Consider the following 18113-nt stretch of genomic DNA (forward strand, 5'->3'; position numbering starts at 1 on the left):
TCATGAAGAAATTGTTGACCCCCGGCCTGATCAGCGCAGGTGTTCTGGCCTGCGTACCCACCGCCGTACTGGCCCAAGCCACGGTAATTGAACAGCTCAGCCCCATTGTGGTGACAGGTGTTGCGCCTGAATCCCCCTTGCAGTTCAGCACCAACCCCAAACTGCCCCGCCTGCCCCTACCCGCCAGCGACGGCACGGATTATTTGAAAACCATCCCCGGCTTTGCAGCCATCCGTAATGGCGGCAGCAATGGCGACCCCGTACTGCGCGGCATGTTCGGCTCACGTCTGGCCGTGCTGACCAACGGTAGTTCCATGCCCGGTGCCTGCCCCTCGCGGATGGACGCCCCTAGCTCCTACATTTCACCCCAGTCCTTTGATGAACTGACCATTATCAAAGGCCCACAAAGCGTACGCTGGGGTCCCGGTGCCTCTGCCGGAACAGTACGGTTCGAGCGTAAAGCGCCCGGTTTCACAGAAAAAGATGCCACCTTGGACGCCAGTATTCTGGGCGGTTCGGCGGGCCGTCACGCGGGGAATGTGGACTTTGCTGCTGGCAATGCCTCCTACTATGCCCGCCTGACCGCCAATCAGGATCGCGCACAGGACTATAAGGATGGTGACGGAGAACGTGTCCCCTCGCGCTGGAAAAAATGGAATACGGATGTAGCGATTGGCCTGACTCCCGATGCCGACACTTTGCTGGAATTAAGTGCCGGAACAGGCGACGGCTATGCCCGTTACGCCGGTCGTGGCATGGACGGCACGAAATTCAAGCGTGAAACCCTGGGTCTGCGTTTCAAGAAAGACATGCACGAAGGCGTGCTGCGTAATGTAGAAGCTCAGCTCTATTACAACTACGCCGACCACGTGATGGATAACTACGAGTTGCGTCCCTTCAAACCCGGTGGCGGCATGTCCATGCCCATGGCCTCCAATGTGGACCGCCTGACCTGGGGCGGCCGCTTCAGCATGGACTGGGCGCTGAGCGAGGACCTGACGCTAACCACCGGTGCGGATGCCATGCGCAGCCGCCATCGCAAACGCAGCGGGATGGGGATGCAGGATTACCGCGATCAGGATTGGGTAAAAGACGCGGAATTCGACAATATCGGCATCTTCACCGAGGCCCGTTGGGATCTGAATGATTCCAGCCGCCTGATTGGTGGGGCACGCCTGGACTGGGCCAGCGCCCGCGATCTGCGCCCCACACTGGGTAGCGGCATGATGAGCAAACCCAACCCTGGCGCCAATGAACGCCGCAAGGAAACCCTGCCCAGCGCCTTCCTGCGTCTTGAGCATGACCTGGAATCCCTGCCCTTGAGCCTGTATGCCGGTGTTGGTCATGTACAGCGCATGCCAGACTACTGGGAAATGATTTCACCTGCCAGCGGCCCACAAGGCAGCGGCAGTGCCTTCCTGGGGATTCAACCTGAAAAGACGACGCAGCTCGACATCGGGGCGCAATACAAGGGCGAGACGGTCTCGGCCTGGGCTTCCGCCTATATCGGCCAGATTCAGGACTACATTCTGTTTGATTACCTGCCCGGCGGCATGATGGGCACCAAAACCCAGGCCCGCAACGTCAACGCCCGCATTATGGGCGGTGAATTAGGAGCGGATTGGAAAGCCAACGCGAACTGGACGCTGGGCAGCAGCCTGGCCTATGCCTGGGGGCGCAACAGCACGGATGGCCGTGCTCTGCCGCAAATGCCACCGCTGGATCTGCGCCTGACGGCGGACTATGTGCAAGGCCCCTGGTCCGCAGGCGGTGTCTGGCGCATTGTGGCCAAGCAAACTCGCTACGCACAAGGGCAAGGGAATGTGGTGGGCTATGACTTCGGGCCTACGGGTGGATTCAGTACCTTGTCGCTGTATGGGGGCTACAAAATCAACCGTAATCTGTCCCTGACTGCGGGCGTAGATAATCTGTTCGACAAAACTTACGGCGAACACCTGAATCTGGCCGGGAACAGTGGTTTTGGGTTTGGAGCTGCCACGCGCTTTAACGACCCTGGTCGTACCGTCTGGTTGCGTGCGGCCTTGTCCTTCTGATCCTTGTGCGCTGTTCGGGCCTTTGCGGCCCGACGGCCCAATAAGCAGGAAATTTCAGGGCAAAAAAAAGGGACACCTAGCTGGTGTCCCATAAACATCCGCTTCAAAAGGGAGGGGAAGAGGAGAAGCCGAAGCGGATGCGCAAATGCCGAATTGCATAGGTGGCAAAAATCAGCAAATGTATTGTTTAGTCCGCGAAAATCAGCTTAAGTTCTTCGGATTCCCCGAAAAGTTGTAACTCTTTAAAACGACTTAAACCACGCCAGCCAAAGCGACGCGCAGCTTCTTGAATGCAGCCACTTCGATCTGACGGATACGCTCTGCCGACACGCCAAATTCGGCGGCCAGATCGTGCAAAGTGGCACCGCCATCGTCCTGCAACCAGCGGGCGCGCACAATGCGCTGCGAACGCTCGTCCAGCGTATCGATAGCTTCTTCCAGGCCGCTGCCTTCCAGCATGTCCTGAGCACGGCGCTCCAGCACGCGTGTCGGCTCCTCGTGTCCTTCATCGGACAGGTAGGAAATAGGTGCGAAATGTTCATCGTCGTCGTTGGCCGGGGCTTCCAGAGCCATATCGTGACCGGACAGACGTACTTCCATTTCGCTGACATCCTGCGGGCGTACGTCCAGTTCACGCGCAATGGCGTCAACCTGAGCAGTATCCAGCGTTTGACCATCTGGACGCATGCGACGCAGATTGAAAAACAGCTTGCGTTGGGCCTTGGTGGTCGCCACTTTCACCATGCGCCAGTTGCGCACGACATATTCGTGGATTTCGGCCTTGATCCAGTGAACGGCAAAGGACACCAGACGCACACCGCGATCGGGGTCAAAGCGTTTCACGGCCTTCATCAGGCCCACATTACCTTCCTGAATCAGGTCGGCGTGAGGCAAGCCATAACCCAGGTACTGGCGGGCAATGGAAACCACCAGACGCAGGTGCGACAAAATCAGTTCTCGTGCAGCGTCCAGGTCATCCTGGTCGCGCAGGCGCTGACCCAGCTCGGTTTCGCGTTCAGCGCTGAGCATGGGCAGGCGGTTAACAGCAGAAATGTACGCTTCGATCGTCCCCAGTGCGCCTGGATTAGACACGGCGGCGACCAGATCATTACCAGACGTCAGGGCCAAAGCGTTCGCTTGTTGTGTCATGGAAAATCCTTCAAAAGTCAGCCGGCGAGAGCACAAAAACAAGGCCCTCAAACCGTACAAAACGTATTTCAACAATCATTGAGTTTAGCACTCGATGCTCTGGAGTGCTAAAAATTTCGAATACAGGAATAAGAGTGTCGCAGCAAGAAAAAGTTCACTACTGGAGGGAAAACTGCAGCAAATCGGTGGGCAGAACACCACAAACAGGCAAAAAACTGTGGTTGACTGAGCGTAACGCCTTCTTGCCCACCGAAAAATAACAAAGTGCGACCTTATTTATCCAGCGATCACAGTCGCTCGGCGTGGAAATTCAGATGGTCCTGAATGAAGGTCGAGATGAAGTAGTAGCCGTGGTCATAGCCTTCGTGACGACGCAGGGTCAAAGGCTGTTTGGCCTGCTCGCACGCCTGCTCGAATACTTCCGGATACAGTTGTTCGGCCAGAAAACCATCGTTCAAACCCTGATCGACCAAAATACCGGCGGGATACGGCGTGCTGGTCTTGGCCATCAAGGCACTGGCGTCGTGCTGTTCCCAATCCTGGCGATCCTGACCCAAGTAGGCACCAAAGGCTTTTTCGCCCCAGGGGCAGCGTGTTGGCGCCGCAATGGGAGCAAAGGCCGACACGGAGCGGTACTTGCCGGGATGGCGCAGAGCCAGCGTCAAGGCACCGTGGCCACCCATGGAATGACCAAAAATGCCTGCGCGGCTAGCATCGCCCGGCAGGATGGTGGTGACCAGATCAAACAGCTCCTGGGTCACATAGCTTTCCATGCGGTAGTTCTTACTCCAGCCAGCTTGGGTCGCATCCAGATAGAAGCCGGCACCGGTTCCCAGATCCCAACCCTCGTCCTCCCCTTCTACACCGGCGCCACGCGGGCTGGTGTCGGGGGTGACCAGCATGATGCCGTGCTCGGCAGCATAACGCTGGGCACCGGCCTTGATCATGAAGGTTTCTTCGGTGCAGGTCAGGCCTGCCAGGAAAAACAGCACAGGCACACGGCCTTGGCCGATGGCGTCTGCCAGGCTGGCGGCACCCTTCTGGGCGCTGGCCTGTAATTGCGGCGGCATATACACAGAAAAACGCATGGGCAGGCCAATTGTCTGCGAAGCGTGTTGGTAGTAGCGCTGCCAACCATCAAAACAGCGGTGTTCGTTGAGCAGTTCCAGTGTCTGAGTCATAGCCCCCTCGTATTCTCAATTGCAGATCCGGCCCCAGGTCGGGTGACACGCCCAAAGGCTGCACACACGATCTCTGAGGCCGGGATAAAGGGCACAGGCTAGTGCCTGCCCCCTCTTCAAGCGACTTCTATTAGTACATCACCACCGAACGGATGGATTTACCGGCATTCATCAGGTCGAAACCTTCGTTAATGCGTTCCAGCGGCAGAGTGTGGGTGATCAGATCGTCGATATTGATCTTGCCGTCCATGTACCAATCCACAATTGTCGGTACGTCGGTACGACCACGAGCGCCACCAAAGGCGGAGCCCTTCCATTCGCGGCCGGTCACCAACTGGAATGGACGAGTGGAGATTTCTGCACCGGCTTCAGCCACACCAATAATGATGGACTGGCCCCAACCACGGTGGCAGCACTCCAGCGCCTGACGCATCACCTTGGTGTTGCCGATACATTCAAAGGAGTAATCCGCACCGCCGTCTGTCAGTTGAATAATGTGGTCGACCACGTTTTCAACTTCATTGGGGTTCACAAAGTCGGTCATGCCAAATTGGCGAGCCATGGCTTCGCGCTCAGGGTTGATATCCACGCCAATGATCTTGCCAGCGCCAACCATCTTGGCACCCTGGATCACGTTCAGGCCGATACCGCCCAGACCGAACACCACGACGTTAGCGCCTGCTTCCACTTTGGCGGTGAACAGCACGGCGCCCAAACCTGTAGTGACGCCACAGCCGATGTAGCACACCTTGTCGAACGGCGCGTCGTTACGAATCTTGGCCAAGGCAATTTCTGGTACCACGATGTGGTTGGCGAAAGTCGATGTGCCCATGTAATGGTGCACAGGCTTGCCGCCGATGGAGAAACGCGAGGTGCCATCAGGCATCAGGCCCTTGCCCTGGGTAGAGCGAATCGCCGTACACAGGTTAGTCTTGCGCGACAGGCAGGATTTGCACTGGCGACACTCGGGCGTGTACAGAGGGATCACGTGATCCCCGGGACGCAGGCTGGTGACCCCCGCGCCCACATCCAGCACCACGCCTGCGCCTTCATGGCCCAGGATGGCAGGGAACAAACCTTCCGGGTCAGCGCCAGACAGGGTGTAGTAATCGGTATGGCAAATGCCCGTCGCCTTGATCTCGACCAGCACTTCGCCCGCTTGGGGACCTGCCAGATCGACCTCTTCAATCGTTAGCGGAGCGCCCGCTTTCCAGGCAACTGCTGCACGTGTTTTCATGTGGTCCACCCTCCGGGTAAAAGTAATTATGGTTACGGCAAACTCGGTCCTTCGGGACCAAACTCTTAAAGTATAGAGAGTATTTTATAAGGCTCTGCCCGGCTGTCGGCACCTTGTATGGATAAAGGCCCGCGCAAACGGCCCGACAAGCCTCAATACAGAGACGATTTACCTGTTAACAGCACGCCCAGGCGCAACATACCATAGGCCAGATAATCGCCCATCCGGCTAAACAGGCCCAGACGCTGGTACTGCTCCTGGTAAACCCGCGCGGCATTGTGCTCGATTTCGTACTCCAGCCTGGACTGCAGGTTTTGCGTAAAAGGCGCGTCCTGAATCAGGACATTGGCCTCACGCGCCAACAGCAGGCTGAACGGGTCCAGGTTGGACGAACCCACCATCGCATAATCATCAATGACAGCGACTTTGGCATGCAAATAACTGGCCTTGTACTCGTACAGCTCAATGCCATGATCCAGCAACTGGCCATACATGAATCTACAGGCCCGATATTGCAGGAAATACTCGGCATGGCCTTGCAATAGCAAGCGCACTCGCACACCACGCTCGGCGGCCTGTTCAATACGCCGTCGCAATGTACGACCAGGAAAGAAATAGGCATTGGCCAGGATGACTTGCTCTTGCGCCTTGCACAGCAATTGCAGATACGCCTGCTCAATTTGCTGGCGATGCCGCACATTATCCCGCAGCAACAAACTGGCCCGTATCCCGTCAAACACCTGACCAGCCTGCTCCGCCTTCTTGCGAGCCTGACGTCGCTTGCGCCATTCGCGCCAGGTGGTAAAGCGCTGCGTGAAACTGTCCCAGTCCTTGCGTCTGCGCCAGGCCATGCGCAGCCACAAGGCCTGCTGCGCACGCACCATATCATCCACAATCGGGCCTTCACAGCGCACGGCGAAATCAAAGCGCGGCCTGCCCTGCCCGTTGATCAAGGGCACATCATCAAAATCATCCAGAATATTGATGCCACCGACAAAGCCAATGCGCTCATCGACCACCAGCATCTTTCGATGCAATCTGCGCAGACGACGCAAGGACAGGCGCGGCTCACGCCAGCCTTGTGGCTTGGGGCGATAAATCCGGTAGCGGGCGCGCATTGCCTTTAATTGCTCGGCAATCTGCAAGGCATGGACATCGCTGCCAAAACCATCGATCACCACACGCACGCGCACACCGCGCTCACAGGCCCGCCGCAAGGCGTCCAAAACGCTGTGGCCGCTGTCATCCAGATTGAAGATATAGGTTTCCAGATGCAGGCGCTTTTGGGCCTGATCGATAGCCTCGCAAATAGCCGGAAAGAACTCCTGGCCGTTTTGCAGCAAGGTAATGTGATTACCTTCGTGCCAAAGTGGATCGCGCTTCAGACTTGGCATGCTTGCTAGGCCCATGCGTTAAGAAACCACTGAACGGCAAAGCCCCTTTAGGGCAGCTCCAGCTCAGTCAAAATAGGGGCGTGGTCAGAGAGCTGCTTCCAGGGCTCGCCCACCAGCACACGGGCATTACGCACCGCGAAACCACGCTGATAGACACGATCCAGACGCAACCAGGGGAACGCTGCCGGGAAGGTGCGTGGTGGTGGCGTCATGCGTGCCGCCCCATTCACGCCAAGCTGGATACCTTGATCCGGCACCACCAAACCGCTTTTACGCATGGTGCGCAGCCACTGAATGGGTTGGCGCAAGCGGAACCGCTTGTCAGCCTGACCACGAGGCGAGAAAGAAAACACTTCGTACAGATTCAATTGCTGCACAAAGATCGGCGCCAGCCGGTTGTTCCAGTCGTTGAAGTCGCCTGCGATCAGCAAAGGTTCATCCGCCGGGACAATACGCTTGATGCGATCGAGCAAAGCCTGAACCTGACGAACCCGCCCGCCATTGAACAAGCCCAGATGGACCACAATGCAATGCACCGGACGGCCACCGACATCCACAACGGCATGGAGCAAACCGCGCTGCTCCATACGGTGGTCGGAAATATCCTGGTTTTCGTACTGCAAGATGGGGAAACGCGACAAGAGCGCGTTGCCGTGGTCCGTATGAGGACGAACCACGTTGCACCCGTAGGCCGTATTCATGCGCAAGGCAGCGGCCAGGGATTCGTGCTGGGCGTCCAGACTACCTTGTAGCTGGTTACGCCCCTGCACTTCCTGCAAGAACAACAAGTCAGGGGACAGTCCGTAAAGTCCCAGGCGCAGATCTGCCAAAGACTCCCGTTTGCCCGAAGCCGAGCGGCCTTTGTGAATGTTGTAGCTAACTACCCGAATCACTGACACGCTGTCCCCCGATCTGACTTACTTGTTTTCAACAGCCCGCAGACGAATGTGCAACTCGCGCAGTTGCTGCTCATCCACAGCCGATGGGGCCTGGGTCAGCAAACACTGAGCACGCTGTGTCTTGGGGAAAGCAATCACGTCACGGATCGAATCGGCACCGGCCATCAAGGTGACCAGACGATCCAGGCCCATAGCCAGACCACCGTGAGGAGGCGCACCGTATTGCAGCGCATCCAGCAGGAAGCCGAACTTCAGTTGTGCTTCTTCAGGACCAATGTTCAGAGCATTGAACACTTTGCTTTGAACGTCGGCACGGTGAATACGGACCGAACCGCCACCCACTTCCCAACCGTTCAGCACCATGTCGTACGCCTTGGCGAAGGCTTTGCCGGGATCTGTTTCCAGCAGGTCTTCGTGGCCATCTTTGGGGCTGGTGAACGGATGGTGAGCCGCAAAGTAACGGTTTTCGCCTTCGTCGTACTCGAACATCGGGAAGTCCACGACCCACAGGGGTTTCCAGCCTTGCTCGACCAGACCGTTTTCTTTACCGAATTCGCTGTGACCAATTTTGATGCGCAGAGCACCAATGGCGTCGTTCACGATCTTGGCTTTGTCAGCACCGAAGAAAATCAGGTCGCCATTCTGGGCGCCGGTGCGCTCCATGACCTGCTTCAGAACCTCGACGTTGATGTTCTTGACGATAGGCGACTGCAGGCCTTCAGGAATCGAGGTGACATCGTTGACCTTGATGTACGCCAGACCCTTGGCACCGTAGATACCCACGAACTTGGTGTAGGCGTCGATTTCGCTGCGGGGCATGGCGCCACCACCGGGAACACGCAAGGCCACCACGCGGCAGGAAGGATCGTTGGCCGGTGCGGAGAAAACCTTGAAGTCCACTTCACGCATCAGGTCAGCCACGTCCACGAACTCCAGCTTGACGCGCAGGTCAGGCTTGTCCGAACCGTAGCGCTGCATGGCTTCAGTCCAGCTCATGGTGGGGAATTTAGGCAGTTCCACGTTTTGCACGGTACGGAAAATGTGCGTGACCATGCCTTCAAAGATCTCGCGAATCTGCTCTTCGTTCAAGAAGGAGGTTTCGCAGTCGATCTGGGTGAATTCTGGCTGACGGTCAGCGCGCAAGTCTTCGTCGCGGAAGCACTTGGTGATCTGGTAGTAACGGTCAAAGCCGGACACCATCAGCATTTGCTTGAACAACTGGGGCGACTGGGGCAGCGCGAAGAATTCGCCTGCGTTCACACGCGAGGGCACCAGGTAGTCGCGAGCGCCTTCAGGGGTGCTCTTGGTCAACATGGGGGTTTCAATATCGATGAAACCCAGGTCGTCCAGATAACGACGGGACTGCATGGCCACTTTGTAGCGCAGCATCAGGTTGTTCTGCATTTGCGGACGGCGCAAATCCAGAACACGGTGCGTCAGACGCGTGGTTTCGGACAGATTGTCATCATCCAACTGGAAAGCAGGCGTGACCGAAGCGTTCAGGATTTCGATTTCGTCGCAAACGATTTCGATCTCGCCCGAGCGCAGATCAGGATTAACCGTGCCTTCAGGACGAGCCTGAACGCGGCCGGTAATGCGCAAGCAGTACTCATTACGGATACGTTCGGCCACTTCAAAGGCCTGCACGTTGTCGGGGTTGACGACAACCTGCGCCAGACCCTCACGGTCGCGCAGATCAATGAAAATCACACCCCCGTGGTCGCGGCGACGATGTACCCAGCCAAACAAATTGACCGTCTGGCCCAGGTATTCTTTGGAAACCTCGCCGGTATAACACGTACGCATCTAGGATGACTCCGAAATAGTAAAAACTGCAAATTGGAAAATTCAGGTTCCAGCCAAGGGGGGTGCCCCATCGGGCCCTTCCGGCTGGTCAGAAACAGGGGGTAAAGCGATCGGCTCGGTAGGGCCAACCACTCCCATGGATACGATGTATTTAAGCGCCGCATCCACTGTCATGTCGAGCTTGTGTACATCAGCCCGAGGCATCATCAGGAAAAAACCGGAAGTCGGGTTGGGCGTGGTGGGCACGTAGACGCTGACAAAATCGTCTCCCAATATCTGCGCCACTTGTCCGCCCGGCGTACCAGTCAAAAAGGCAATGGTCCAGGAACCGGCCCGGGGATACTGCACCAGGACGGCCTCGCGAAACGCCTGACCATCGGGTGCCAACACCGTATCACTGACTTGCTTGACCGAATTATAAATGGAACGCACCAAAGGAATACGCCCAAGTAGCAATTCCCAACGATCCACCACTGCGCGGCCCAGGTAATTGGCCGCCAGCAAACCCGTTCCAAACAAGACCGCCAGCACCAGCACAATTCTAAAGCCGGGAATCCGCAGGCCAAACAGGGCCTGCGAGGACAGAAACTCCGGCACCACGCTCTCCAGCGTTTCGATCAGCAAGGTCATCACCCATACGGTGATGACCAGGGGCACCCAGATGAGCAGGCCAGTGACGAAATAACGCTTGAAGGGGCGCATAAGAAGTGGTCTTAGCTGGATGATGAGGACGAAGGTGTCGTCGAAGGTGCGGGCGTGGACGTAGAGCCACTATCCGCAGACTTGCTGCCACCCTGATTACGAAAATCCGTTACATACCAGCCCGTACCCTTGAGCTGGAATCCAGCCGCCGTTACCTGTTTGGTAAAGGTAGGCTGTTTACATTCTGGACAGACCTCTAAAACCGGGTCCGACATTTTTTGCAGCACATCTTTTTCGTATTGGCACGAGCTGCATTTATACGCATAGATAGGCACGACTCATCCTAACAAAAAGCCGAAACAAACTTCGAGATATCAATAAGTAGGGTCGAAACCAGCCAATTTCAAGCCGGAGACCCGCTCAAGCGGAACCTTCAAAGGGTTCCCAGGGGCGCTTCTGCCGTGATTTTAGCCCTTTTGGCGTTCAATCGCACTGAACTTCGCCCCAGCCAGACAGGCCGCCTATGGCGGCCATCCGGTTCAGATCAAAAACAGGCAGGCGGCGACCAGGGTCGGCACAGCGGCACTCATCAACAAACGCAAGGGCGAAATCGCACCGTCCGGGAAACTGCCTTTCAGAATGGAGAAGCCAGCGGGGTTAGGCGCATTGGCAATCACGGTCAGGCCACCGCCGGTAACAGCACCAGCCACCAGCATGTAGCGCCAGATATCCGAGGTGCCTTCCACCAGCGAACCCAGATAGGTCAGTGCCGCATTGTCGGTCACCGCTGTCAGGGCCGTTGCACCCCAGAACAGCACGGTGGGCGACAAACCACCCAGCAGATCCTGCAGCCACCATTTTTGCAGGCCGCCCAGCACCACCAGACCGGCCAGGAAGAAACCAACCATCAGGCCTTCACGCACCAGCAGCGGGTTCTGGTAATGCTTGTAAGAGTGGGCATAGCCAATAAACAGCATTAACAAGGCCATGAATACGATGGGGTGATGCGCACCCAGCACAATCGCCACAAGAAAGGCCACATGAATCGCCATGACGGTAATCGGCACTGCACGTTGAGCCTGTTTTTCTTCGGGCATGCCCTGCCCCATTTCCAGCAAGGCTTTACGGCAAATCAGTGTCACCAGACTGGCATTGATCACAACGGCCAGAACAGCCCGCCAGCCGAAATGAGTGGACATGTAAGCGGTATCCCAACCAAACGTGCTGGCTACCATCAGCACGGGCGGTGCCGCATAGGCCGTCAGCACACCGCCAATGGACACGTTCACAAACAGCACGCCCACAGTCAGGTACTTGAAACCGGCATGGCCCTGATGACGGAAGTAGGCTTTGCGCAGCAACAAGGCGGCCAGGGTCATGGCAGCAGGTTCGGTAATCAAAGAACCGGCCAAGGGCACGACTGACATGGTAATCAGATAGGTGGAAATCTTGTCCGGCATGGGCAAAGCACGTGCCAGGACCGATACCGTCTTGTTCACCAGCTCAAGAATAGGACGGCTGGCGGCAACCACCATGATCGCGAACACGAACATGGGTTCGGTAAAGTTGCGCCCTTCCAGGTATTCAATCGCTGATTTCAGATCCACAAAAACGGCCATATAGGCCACCAGCACACAGGCCCAGACGCCAAACACGGCCTCGACCTCGGACAACATGTGCCACAACCCGGCATGGCTGCCGCCTTTATTAGCCAAACGTGCAAACACCGGAACCGAGAAGGTGTGGACGATGGCAATGGCAAACAGCGCCGTTGCAACGTACTCAAGAGGAGAGGCCATTCTTCAAACCTTTATAGCTTTACGTAAATTGCTTGAATGCGTATCAAGCCAGACTGATGGTGCCTGCCAAAGCGGCCACCACCAGCAAAACACCAACCCAGATGTTGGCACGGAAAAGGCGCAAGCCTCGTTCGGGATAGCGCACATCAAAATGCCGCATCTGCCACAGCAGATGCATGCCAATGACGGCCATCACCACGTAATACAGAATCCGCTCGTTAAGCAGAAAACCGCCCACCAGCCAGCAGGCCATGGCGGCTATGTAAAAACCGCTGATCCAGGTTTTGCCTGCCTCGCGGAAACGCAGGGCCGTGGAGTGCAGGCCCAGCTTGGTATCGTCAGCCACATCGATATAGGCATAGATGGAGTCATAGCCCACCTGCCATAGAATCGCGCCCACCCACATCAGAATGGCGCCAAAAGGCACCACATTCTGCGTGTCGGACCAGGCCATCAACATGCCCCAGTTAAAGCAGATACCCAGGACCACTTGCGGCCAGTAGGTGAAACGCTTGCACAGGGGGTAGATCATTACAACGGGGAACAGGGCCAATGCCAGCCAGCGGCTGTACTCATTGATCGCCAGCAGCAGCAAGGCACACACGGCCATCTGCGCCAGCACGAAGATCACGGCCTTGCGCATGGTGAGCTGCCCGCTGGTCAGCGGTCGAAAGCGGGTGCGCTCGACCTGGTGGTCGAAATTGCGGTCCGCCATATCGTTAAAGCAGCAGCCAATACCACGCATCAACAAGGCGCCCAGCGAAAAAATCACGATCCGCCATAAAGTGGGGATGCCGTCCGCCGCCTGCACCAGGGCCGCCAAGGCAGGCAGCAAGGTCAACCAGGTGCCTACGGGACGGTCCAGGCGGCACAAGCGCGCATAAGGTCCCCAGGAAGCAGGCAGATAGCGGGCCACCCAATCATTGTTGGGGCGCATATCAGACAGATCAGGACGCGGGGAAGATTCCGAAGCGGAGGGAGATGTCATAGAGGTAAAACCTAAATCCAGGCGTCAGGCCATAGACTGAAAACAGGCATACCCTCTGGCAGAGGGTATGCAGTGGATTCCTGGAACCTGTTCATGCTCTTGGAGCAAGAGGCGCTGGCTTGGTCGGCTCTGAAAACCACAGCGCTGGCCAAGCCAGCGCATGAAAAGCGCAGACCAGTCAGTCTGCGCCCATTGCCTGCCAAACAGCCATCAGGCTTCTTTGATGAGTTTACCCAAGATGGCGATGCCTTCGCGAATTTTTTCCTCGGGCACCGTCGCAAAGCTCAGGCGCAAGGTGTTGCGCTGAACGTCGTCACCAGCGTAGAAAGGCTCGCCAGGAACAAAGGCCACCAGATTTTCAATGGCTTTTTGCAGCAGGGCCGTGGCATTCACATGCTCGGGCAAGGTCACCCAAATGAACATGCCGCCTTCGGGGCGAGTCCACTGAGCCGTATCCGGGAAGTGCTGATCCATCGCATCCAGCATGATGGCGCACTGTTTTTGGTAAATATCACGCACTTTGGGCAGGTGCTTGTCCAGGAAACCGTTATGTACGGCTTCGTAAACAGCCATCTGCGTCAGTGTGGAGGTGTGCAAGTCCGTGGCCTGCTTGATCTGCACCAGTTTGTCGATGATCTTGGCGGGCGCCACGATGTAACCCAGACGCAGGCCGGGAGCCAGAACCTTGGAGAAAGTGCCCAGACGGATAACCGTAGCACCCGCCTTGCGGCCCAAGGACAGCAGGCTAGGCAGACGCTCGCCCGCGTAACGCAGTTCACCGTAAGGATCGTCCTCGACGATAGGGATATGCGCAGCCGCACATCGCTCCACCAGATCCTGACGACGCTCCAAAGGCAGGCGCAGGCCGGTAGGGTTCTGGAAGTTGGGCAGTGCGTACAGCAGACGGGCACCCATCGCTTCAGGGGCAGACACGTATTCAGGAATCATGCCCTGACCGTCGGTAGGGATAGCCACAAAGGAAGGATCGTAGACGGACAAGGCCTGCAAAGCGCCCAGGTAGGTTGGCGATTCAACCAGCACCTTGCTGCCTTCGTCGATGAACAGCTTACCCAGCATGTCCAGGGCTTGCTGCGAACCGTTCACCAGCAGGATTTCGTCGGCGTGGACAGCGGCACCTTCGGCGCTCATCTGCTCGGCCAACCACTGACGCAAGGGCAAGTAGCCTTCGGTGGTGGTGTATTGCAGCGCCACACGACCCTGCTCGCTCAGTACCTTGTTGAACGCACTTTGCATTTCCTCGACAGGAAAGCCGACTGGAGTAGGCAGACCGCCCGCAAAGGAAATAATCTCGGGACGCGCAGTGACCTTGAGAATTTCACGAATTGCGGAGCCACTCAGTTTCTGGGCACGTTGGGAAAAGGTAAAAGACTGCGAGAGGGTATCCATGATTCGGGGAAGTCCTGAAGAAGAACGATTAAATACTTCATATGCAAACTTTTATAGCTTGCAATAAATAACGCAGGATGCCGAAAAAACCAGGCATCCTGCACCTTTGAATGAATTATGACTCGGGTTTATTAGCGTATACCTTGCCACCAAGCGGCTTGCAGCGCAAGTAGCCCAAGGGTTTGTGCTCGGGATTTACCCTGAAAAAACGGCCTGCCCTTCCAGGCAATCGTCGCGCTTTGTCTATACTCCGCTATTGTATATACAATTAAAAATCCGCCCGGAGCCATGCCGCCATGAGCCAGCCCCACCCTGCCACTTTGCTTCGCCTGCTGAACATCAGCAGCCTGCCCGAGCAGCCCTGGAAAAATGGTGGCGGCACCACACGTGAAGTGCTGTGCTATCCGGCCAAGGCGGGATACGAGAACTTTGACTGGCGTATCAGCCTGGCCCAAGTCCGGACCCCCGGCGATTTTTCCCGCTTTCCGGGCATAGACCGCCACATCATGCTGATCGAAGGCGACAGCATGCCCTTGATACACGAAGAACAAGTTCATGTACTGCACCCGTTCCAGCCCTACCGCTTTGCGGGCGAGGACAAGATGGCTTGTTTGTTACCACAAGGCCCGACTCGGGATTTGAACCTGATGCTGCGCCGAGGGCGCGCCCAAGGGTGCTTGCAAGCCTGGCAAGGGCGAAGCGCTCCCGAAACACTGGCCGCTGGCACGCACTTTCTTTATGCACCGCAAGGCGGCTACCGCATCCAGTCCGGCACGTACAACTGGACCCTGGCCGCCGGGCAAGCCCTGACGGGGAGCACACCAAGCCCCCTGCCTCTGGAACTTAAGGCAGACTGTGCCGATGCCGTACTGGTCTACGCCTATATCGCCCCCACGGAATGAAATGATGAGCTACACACTCTGGACTGATTTACGCCTGGCCCCCAGCGCCGACCCTGAACAGGTCATTGAGGATGCTTGTCTGGTCGAACAGGCAGGCCGCATCGCCTGGCTGGGTCCACGTCACGCCTTGCCTGCCCAATGGCAGCAGCCTGCACAAGAGCACAAACTGGGAAATCGCTGGGTCACCCCCGGCCTGATCGACTGCCACACCCATCTGGTTTACGGTGATAACCGCGCTCAGGAATTTGCCCTGCGGCTGGCGGGTGCCTCCTATGAAGAAATCGCCCGCCAGGGTGGCGGCATTGTCTCTTCAGTCAAAGCCACCCGATCATTGAGCGAAGACGAGCTGCTGGCCCAGGCCCTGCGCCGTCTGGATGCCTTGCTGGATGAAGGCGTCACCGCAATTGAAATCAAATCCGGCTATGGCCTGAACCTGGAGAGCGAGCGCAAGATGCTGCGCGTGGCCCGTCGTCTGGGTGAGTTGCGCCCGGTCACGGTGCGCACCACCTTTTTAGGTGCCCATGCCCTGCCCCCCGAATTTGCCGGGCAAACCGATGCCTATCTGGATCTGGTCTGTGATCACATGCTGCCCACGCTGGCGCAAGAAGAGCTGATCGATGCCGTTGACGTCTTTTGCGAGCGTATCGCCTTTGATTTGAAGCAGTCCGAGCGTGTCCTGAAAGCAGCCCAAGCGCTGGGCCTACCCGTCAAAATGCACGCCGAGCAGCTTTCCAACCTGGGCGGCACGGAAATGGCGGCACGCTACCACGCCCTGTCTACCGACCATCTTGAGTATCTGGATGAAGCAGGCATCATCGCCATGAAGAAGGCCGGAACCGTCGCCGTCCTGCTGCCCGGCGCGTACTACTTCCTGCGTGAAACCCAGCTCCCCCCAATTGAACTACTGCGCAAACACGGAGTGCCCATGGCCCTGTCCACCGACAGCAACCCCGGCACCTCCCCCTGTGCGTCCCTGCTGCTGATGCTGAACATGGGCAGCACGCTATTCAAACTGACCGTACCCGAAGCGCTGGCGGGGGTGACCCGTCACGCCGCCCAAGCCCTGGGCGCCCCGGACATTAGCGGTGAGCTGACCATAGGCGCACGCGCCGACTTCGTCGCCTGGGACATCGAGTCCCTGCCCGAACTGGTTTACTGGCTGGGCCTGCCGCGCTGTGCCCTGGTCGTGTACCAAGGCAGCATCAGCCGTGATCTGCGTAAGGAATCATCATGAGCATCCCCCAGCAACATGACGCACTCTGGGCCCCCTGGGCCTATCTGGACGGCCAGTGGCAGGCCAATGTGCTGCTGCGCTGGGATCCGCAGGGCACGCTGACAGACGTTCTGCCCGGTGCCAACCAGCAGGCGATAGACGCAGCAGGCCGCGTCCACAGAACACAAGGCGCCGTGCTGCCCGGCATGCCTAATCTGCATTCACACGCATTCCAAAGCGCCATGGCTGGGCTGACTGAATTCCGGGGACAGGGCCAGGACAGTTTCTGGAGCTGGCGCGACCTGATGTACCGCTTTGCCGCCCGACTGGAGCCTGAGCATATGTACGCTATCGCTCAATGGCTTTATATACAGATGCTGAAAGCGGGCTACACCAGCGTGTGCGAATTCCACTATCTGCATCACCAGCGCGATGGCCAGAACTACGACCCGATTGGCCTGCTGGCTCAAGGCGTGCTGGATGCCGCCAGTTCCAGCGGACTGGCGATCACTATGCTGCCCGTGCTGTACCAATACAGCGACTTCGGCAGCAAAGCACCGCGTCAGGATCAACAGCGCTTTCTGAACAGCCCCACGCAGTTGCTGTACTTGCTTGAATCCTTACACAGCAGCCATCCCTTGAATGCTGACCGGCGTTACGGTGTTGCGCCCCACTCCCTGCGCGCCGCCAACGTAGGCGCCATCAATACTCTGATCGACGGCCTGCACAGCCTGCCCTCGCGCCACCCTATTCATATTCACATTGCCGAACAAATGGTCGAAGTCCTGGCTTGCCAAAATATCAAAGGCAGCCGCCCGGTGGCCTATCTGTATGACAACTTCAATGTGGACGAACGCTGGAGCCTAGTTCACGCGACCCATATCAACGAGCAGGAGCGCCAGCAAATTGCCCGTAGCGGCGCAGTGGCGGGCTTGTGTCTGACAACCGAAGCAAATCTGGGCGATGGCCTGTTCCCGGCCGCCCCCTTTCTGGCTGAACAAGGACGCATAGGCATAGGTTCGGACAGCCATATCTGCGTGGACTGGCGCGCTGAACTGCGCTTGCTGGAATATGGTCAACGATTGCTCAGCCAGCAACGCAATGTGCTGGCTTCGTCCAAACAACCTTTTGTGGCGGATTACTTGTTTGATACCTGCGCACGCGGTGGCGCACAGGCATCCGGGCGAGCCAGCGGGCAACTCAGCCCCGGCTATCAGGCGGATTTAATGGTGATTGATCTGGAACACCCCAGTCTGGCGGGGCTGGATAGCCAGCACTGGCTCTCTGCTCTGGTCTTTGCGGAACGCGCCCAGGCCAGCCCGATTCGGGATGTATTCGTCAGCGGGAAAGCCTGCATCAGGGATGGCCATCATCCGCAGGAAGAAGCGGCATTTGCGGCTTATCAACAAGCATTGAGTAGTCTACTGAACAAGGCTTAGAGA

At 57.4% G+C, this 18113-nt stretch carries 15 protein-coding genes; 4 read left to right on the forward strand and 11 right to left on the reverse strand.

The genetic code is table 11. The annotated features are described in order from the left end of the window. The first annotated feature begins 2 nt into the window (after positions 1-2). Positions 3-2054 (forward strand): TonB-dependent copper receptor, encoded by a 2052-nt coding sequence (locus JYG33_RS12495; protein WP_207872544.1) that lies wholly within the window; start codon positions 3-5, stop codon positions 2052-2054. Positions 2055-2306: 252 nt separating this feature from the next. Here the strand turns inward: JYG33_RS12495 and rpoH are convergent, their stop codons facing one another. From rpoH to JYG33_RS12550, 11 genes are all read right to left on the reverse strand, one after another. Further along, positions 2307-3203 (reverse strand): RNA polymerase sigma factor RpoH, encoded by an 897-nt coding sequence (gene rpoH, locus JYG33_RS12500; RefSeq protein ID WP_207872545.1) that lies wholly within the window; start codon positions 3201-3203, stop codon positions 2307-2309. 287 nt (positions 3204-3490) lie between these two features. Next, positions 3491-4384, reverse strand: coding sequence for an S-formylglutathione hydrolase (gene fghA, locus JYG33_RS12505; protein ID WP_207872546.1), 894 nt, complete (start codon positions 4382-4384; stop codon positions 3491-3493). A 130-nt stretch (positions 4385-4514) separates the two neighbouring features. Further along, positions 4515-5621 (reverse strand): S-(hydroxymethyl)glutathione dehydrogenase/class III alcohol dehydrogenase, encoded by a 1107-nt coding sequence (locus tag JYG33_RS12510; protein WP_207872547.1) that lies wholly within the window; start codon positions 5619-5621, stop codon positions 4515-4517. Positions 5622-5773: 152 nt separating this feature from the next. After that, a complete protein-coding gene (gene clsB, locus JYG33_RS12515; protein WP_207872548.1) occupies positions 5774-7015 on the reverse strand; it encodes a cardiolipin synthase ClsB in 1242 nt (413 codons plus the stop codon). 47 nt (positions 7016-7062) lie between these two features. After that, on the reverse strand, positions 7063-7914 hold the full coding sequence (locus JYG33_RS12520) for an endonuclease/exonuclease/phosphatase family protein (RefSeq protein WP_207872549.1): 852 nt from the start codon (positions 7912-7914) through the stop codon (positions 7063-7065). An 18-nt stretch (positions 7915-7932) separates the two neighbouring features. Beyond that, complete coding sequence (aspS, locus tag JYG33_RS12525) at positions 7933-9720, reverse strand: aspartate--tRNA ligase (protein WP_207872550.1); 1788 nt, start codon at positions 9718-9720, stop codon at positions 7933-7935. 42 nt (positions 9721-9762) lie between these two features. Then, positions 9763-10422: a DUF502 domain-containing protein gene (locus tag JYG33_RS12530; RefSeq protein ID WP_189392817.1), complete on the reverse strand. Its 660-nt coding sequence runs from the start codon at positions 10420-10422 to the stop codon at positions 9763-9765. A gap of 11 nt (positions 10423-10433) precedes the next feature. Continuing rightward, complete coding sequence (locus JYG33_RS12535) at positions 10434-10637, reverse strand: zinc ribbon domain-containing protein (RefSeq protein ID WP_347708952.1); 204 nt, start codon at positions 10635-10637, stop codon at positions 10434-10436. 264 nt (positions 10638-10901) lie between these two features. After that, positions 10902-12161 carry a putative Na+/H+ antiporter gene (locus tag JYG33_RS12540; RefSeq protein WP_207872552.1) on the reverse strand — a complete coding sequence of 420 codons (1260 nt, stop codon included), beginning with the start codon at positions 12159-12161 and terminating at the stop codon, positions 10902-10904. Between the two features lie 43 nt (positions 12162-12204). Further along, a complete protein-coding gene (ubiA, locus tag JYG33_RS12545; RefSeq protein WP_207872553.1) occupies positions 12205-13149 on the reverse strand; it encodes a 4-hydroxybenzoate octaprenyltransferase in 945 nt (314 codons plus the stop codon). A gap of 210 nt (positions 13150-13359) precedes the next feature. Then, positions 13360-14556, reverse strand: coding sequence for a PLP-dependent aminotransferase family protein (locus JYG33_RS12550; RefSeq protein ID WP_207872554.1), 1197 nt, complete (start codon positions 14554-14556; stop codon positions 13360-13362). A gap of 296 nt (positions 14557-14852) precedes the next feature. Here JYG33_RS12550 and JYG33_RS12555 point away from each other — a divergent pair, with 296 nt between their 5' ends. Genes JYG33_RS12555 through JYG33_RS12565 form a run of 3 tightly spaced genes read left to right on the forward strand, consistent with a single transcriptional unit; the run spans position 14853 to position 18110 of the window. Continuing rightward, entirely contained in the window at positions 14853-15458 is a 606-nt protein-coding gene (locus JYG33_RS12555; RefSeq protein WP_207872555.1) for a HutD family protein, read from the forward strand. Positions 15459-15462: 4 nt separating this feature from the next. After that, positions 15463-16692 (forward strand): imidazolonepropionase, encoded by a 1230-nt coding sequence (hutI, locus tag JYG33_RS12560; RefSeq protein WP_207875848.1) that lies wholly within the window; start codon positions 15463-15465, stop codon positions 16690-16692. After that, complete coding sequence (locus tag JYG33_RS12565; protein WP_207872556.1) at positions 16689-18110, forward strand: formimidoylglutamate deiminase; 1422 nt, start codon at positions 16689-16691, stop codon at positions 18108-18110. The genes hutI and JYG33_RS12565 overlap by 4 nt, the downstream gene beginning before the upstream one ends. Positions 18111-18113 lie beyond the last annotated feature (3 nt).

This window comes from Alcaligenes sp. SORT26, assembly GCF_017377875.1.
Lineage (GTDB): Bacteria > Pseudomonadota > Gammaproteobacteria > Burkholderiales > Burkholderiaceae_B > Alcaligenes > Alcaligenes parafaecalis.

Coding starts and splice junctions, on each gene's coding strand:
- JYG33_RS12495 (WP_207872544.1), top strand. CDS start 3: ATGAAGAAATTGTTGACCCCCGGCCTGATCAGCGCAGGTGTTCTGGCC.
- rpoH (WP_207872545.1), bottom strand. CDS start 3,203: ATGACACAACAAGCGAACGCTTTGGCCCTGACGTCTGGTAATGATCTG.
- fghA (WP_207872546.1), bottom strand. CDS start 4,384: ATGACTCAGACACTGGAACTGCTCAACGAACACCGCTGTTTTGATGGT.
- JYG33_RS12510 (WP_207872547.1), bottom strand. CDS start 5,621: ATGAAAACACGTGCAGCAGTTGCCTGGAAAGCGGGCGCTCCGCTAACG.
- clsB (WP_207872548.1), bottom strand. CDS start 7,015: ATGCCAAGTCTGAAGCGCGATCCACTTTGGCACGAAGGTAATCACATT.
- aspS (WP_207872550.1), bottom strand. CDS start 9,720: ATGCGTACGTGTTATACCGGCGAGGTTTCCAAAGAATACCTGGGCCAG.
- JYG33_RS12530 (WP_189392817.1), bottom strand. CDS start 10,422: ATGCGCCCCTTCAAGCGTTATTTCGTCACTGGCCTGCTCATCTGGGTG.
- JYG33_RS12535 (WP_347708952.1), bottom strand. CDS start 10,637: ATGTCGGACCCGGTTTTAGAGGTCTGTCCAGAATGTAAACAGCCTACC.
- JYG33_RS12540 (WP_207872552.1), bottom strand. CDS start 12,161: ATGGCCTCTCCTCTTGAGTACGTTGCAACGGCGCTGTTTGCCATTGCC.
- ubiA (WP_207872553.1), bottom strand. CDS start 13,149: ATGACATCTCCCTCCGCTTCGGAATCTTCCCCGCGTCCTGATCTGTCT.
- JYG33_RS12550 (WP_207872554.1), bottom strand. CDS start 14,556: ATGGATACCCTCTCGCAGTCTTTTACCTTTTCCCAACGTGCCCAGAAA.
- JYG33_RS12555 (WP_207872555.1), top strand. CDS start 14,853: ATGAGCCAGCCCCACCCTGCCACTTTGCTTCGCCTGCTGAACATCAGC.
- hutI (WP_207875848.1), top strand. CDS start 15,463: ATGAGCTACACACTCTGGACTGATTTACGCCTGGCCCCCAGCGCCGAC.
- JYG33_RS12565 (WP_207872556.1), top strand. CDS start 16,689: ATGAGCATCCCCCAGCAACATGACGCACTCTGGGCCCCCTGGGCCTAT.